General features: G+C 70.0%; 3 protein-coding genes and 1 pseudogene. All 4 read right to left on the bottom strand.

Annotation, left to right across the window (positions count from 1 at the left end; translation table 11 throughout):
• A pseudogene (locus ACWEVO_RS33345) lies at window positions 1-260 on the bottom strand (bifunctional 4-hydroxy-2-oxoglutarate aldolase/2-dehydro-3-deoxy-phosphogluconate aldolase); the annotation flags it as partial.
• A 4-nt stretch (window positions 261-264) separates the two neighbouring features.
• Entirely contained in the window at window positions 265-1413 is a 1149-nt protein-coding gene (gene dgoD / locus ACWEVO_RS33340) for a galactonate dehydratase (protein ID WP_452311406.1), read from the bottom strand.
• Between the two features lie 3 nt (window positions 1414-1416).
• The gene (locus tag ACWEVO_RS33335; protein WP_452311405.1) at window positions 1417-2232 is read right to left on the bottom strand and encodes a carbohydrate ABC transporter permease; all 816 of its coding nucleotides are present in this window, start codon (window positions 2230-2232) and stop codon (window positions 1417-1419) included.
• Entirely contained in the window at window positions 2229-3179 is a 951-nt protein-coding gene (locus ACWEVO_RS33330) for a carbohydrate ABC transporter permease (RefSeq protein WP_452311404.1), read from the bottom strand. Before ACWEVO_RS33330 ends, ACWEVO_RS33335 begins: the two co-directional genes overlap by 4 nt.
• Window positions 3180-3236 lie beyond the last annotated feature (57 nt).

Here is a 3236-nt window from a genome sequence, read left to right as displayed (position 1 = left end):
TGGGCGCCGGCGGCGGCCACGTCGGCGACCGCGGCCGGGGTGAGCACCGTACCGGCGCCGACCAGGGCGTGGGGCGGCGCGGCGGCCCGGATCGCGGCGATGGCGTCGCACGCGCCGGGGGTGGTCAGCGCCACCTCGACCACCCGTACGCCCGCGCCGAGCAGGGCGGTGCCGGTGGCGACGGCGGCGGCGGTGTCGGTGCCGCGGATGACCGCCAGCAGCCGGGTGGCGGTCAGTTCGGCGGTGAGGTCGAGGGTCATCTGGTCACCATTCCGCATAGGAGCCGTCCCGGTGCCGCCACATCGGGCTGCGCCAGGCGTGGCCGCGCTGGTCGGCGGCACGAACGGCCGGCTCGTCGATCTCGATGCCGAGGCCGGGCCCGGTGAGCCGCTCGACGTATCCGTCCACGAAGGTCAGTGGCTTCTTGTCGAGGCAGTAGTCGAGCACCTCGGCGCCGAGGTTGTAGTGGATGCCGATGCTCTGCTCCTGGATCAGGTAGTTCGGCGTGGCGAAGCCGACCTGGAGGCAGGCCGCGAGGGCGATCGGGCCGAGCGGGCAGTGCGGGGCGAGCTGGACGTCGTACACCTCGGCCAGCGCGGCGATCTTGCGGACCTCGGTGATGCCGCCGGCGTGCGACAGGTCCGGCTGCGCCACCGCGATACCGGCCTGGAAGACCGGCAGGAACTCCTGCCGGCTGTACAGCCGCTCTCCCGTGGACACCGGCGTGGTGGTGGAGCGGACGAAGTCGCCGATCAGGTGGGAGTTCTCCGGGACGACCGGCTCCTCCAGGAAGAACGGCCGGAACGGCTCCAGCAGCGGGGCGACCCGGCGGGCACTGGCCAGGCTGAACCGGCCGTGGAAGTCGATGGCCACGTCCCGATGTTCGCCGAGCACCTCGCGGGCGGCGGCCACCCGGGCCACCACGCCGTCCAGTTCGGCGACCGAGGCGACCGGGCTCATCCGGCCGGAGGCGTTCATCTTGACCGCGGTCAGGCCGGCCTCGACCTGGGCGGCGATGTGGTCGCGGACCTCGCTGGGCTCGTCGCCGCCGACCCAGCCGTACACCCGGATCCGGTCGCGGACCGGGCCGCCGAGCAGCTGGTGCACCGGGGCGCCGTAGTGCTTGCCGGCGATGTCCCAGAGGGCCTGGTCCAGGCCGGCCACGGCGCTGGCCAGGATGGGCCCGCCCCGGTAGAAGGAGCCCTTGGTCATGACCTGCCAGTGGTCCTCGATCCGCAGCGCGTCCCGGCCGATCAGCAGTTCGGCGAGCTGGTCGACGGCGGCGCGGACGGTCTCGGAGCGGCCCTCGCAGGTGGCCTCGCCCCAGCCGACGATGCCGCTCTCGGTCTCCACCCGGACGAAGAGCCAGCGGGGGGCGACGAGGAAGGTCTCGATGCGCGCGATGGTGGTCATTGCTCAGCCCTTCGTCGCGCCGGCGGTGAGGCCGGAGACCACGTACTTCTGCACGAACAGGGCGATCACCATGATCGGCAGGGTGACCACGGTGGCCGCGGCCATCAGGCCGCCCCAGTCGATGCTGGCGTAGCCGACGAAGTCGAAGATCGCCACCGGCAGGGTCTTGGTGTTCGCGCCGGAGAGCACCAGGGCGAACATGAAGTTGTTCCAGGAGAAGATGAAGGACAGGATCCCAGCGGTCGCGATGCCCGGCACGGAGAGCGGCAGGGTGATCCGGCGGAACGCGCCGACGTGGGTGAGCCCGTCGACCAGCGCCGCCTCCTCCAACTCCTCGGGCAGGCCGTCGAAGAAGCCCATCATGATGTAGACGATCAACGGCAGCGAGACGAACATGTGGCTGAGGATCAGCACGGTGAAGCCGCCGACCATCTGCAGGTTCGAGAAGACGTAGTACCAGGGCACCAGCAGCGAGACGCCGGGGATCACCCGGGCCATGAGTACCACCAGCGCGGACTTCTTCATGTTGAACCGGCTCATCGAGTACGCGGCCGGCACGCCGAGGATCAGCGACAGCACGGTCGCGGCGAACGCAACCCAGAGGCTGTTGCCGATGAACTGGACGTAGTGCGACTGCTTGAGGACGTTGGCGTAGTTCTCCAGGGTGGGCGAGAAGACCAGCGCCTTGCCGGTGTCGTAGATGTCGACGTTGGTCTTGAACGACGCGGCGACCATCCACACCAGCGGGGCGATCAGCGACAGCACCACCACGGCGAGCGCGACCACCCGGAACACCCGGTACGCGGGACCAGACTTCATCGCTTGGCCTCCTTCTTGCGCCGTGCGGTCAGGGCCCACATCGACCCGATGATGATCAGGAAGAACAGGATGAGGACGGTGGAGGAGACGCCGTACTCGTTGTAGTCGAAGCTCAGCCCGTAGGCGTACACGTTCAGGGTCTCCACCTCGTGGAAGGAACCGCCGCCCTTGCCCTTGGTGGCGTAGAGGATGTCGAAGGTCTTCAGCGCGTCGATGCCGCGCAGCAGGATCGCCACGATGACCGTGGGCATCAGCAGCGGCAGGGTGACGTGCCGGAACCGCTGCCAGCTGGTGGCGCCGTCGATCCGGGCCGCCTCCTGGGGCTCCTCGGACAGCGAGGTGAGACCGGCGAGCAGGATCAGCACCACCATCGGGGTCCACTGCCACACGTCGATGAAGATCGTGGTGTACAGGGCGGAGTGCTGGCCGGCGAGCCAGGGCTGCGGGCCGATGCCGAACCAGCCGAGCGCCTGGTTGGCCAGGCCGATGTTCGGGTCGAAGATGAGCCGCCACATCATGCCGACCGCGACCGGGGTGGCGACCAGCGGCATGAGGATGGCGACCCGGACCCACTTCTGGCCCTTGAACGGCCGCCAGAGCAGCAGCGCGACGGCCATCCCGAGGACCACCTCGAAGGCCAGCGCGAGCAGGGTGAAGGTGGCGGTACGGCCGACCGCCGGCCAGAACCGGTCGGTGTCCGACAGCACGTCGAGGTAGTTCCGGAAGCCGATGAACTCGCTCTCGGCGCGGACCGATCCCTCGGCGTCGGTGAGGCTGAGCCAAACGGTCCAGCCCAACGGGATCACGATCAGCGCGGCGACGAACACCATCGCCGGGGCGGCGAAGAGCCACTTGCGGTGGTCGTTGGCCCAGCGCGCCCAGGCGGGCGTGTCGGGCATGACGCCGGCGCCGCCGGGCGCGCGGCGGGGGGAGGTGACGGTTGCCATGAGATCTCCGGGGTGGGCGGACCGACAGGGGTACGCGGGTGGTGGGGGGAGCGCCCC

It is taken from the genome of Micromonospora sp. NPDC003776, assembly GCF_053605645.1.
Note: the sequence above shows the minus strand (reverse complement) of the source record. Positions and strands in the feature narration are given on the sequence as shown.

What these genes read in the sequence shown, in the direction of transcription:
- ACWEVO_RS33335 (WP_452311405.1), bottom strand. Translation starts at nt 2,232, where the DNA reads ATGAAGTCTGGTCCCGCGTACCGGGTGTTCCGGGTGGTCGCGCTCGCC.
- ACWEVO_RS33330 (WP_452311404.1), bottom strand. Translation starts at nt 3,179, where the DNA reads ATGGCAACCGTCACCTCCCCCCGCCGCGCGCCCGGCGGCGCCGGCGTC.
- dgoD (WP_452311406.1), bottom strand. Translation starts at nt 1,413, where the DNA reads ATGACCACCATCGCGCGCATCGAGACCTTCCTCGTCGCCCCCCGCTGG.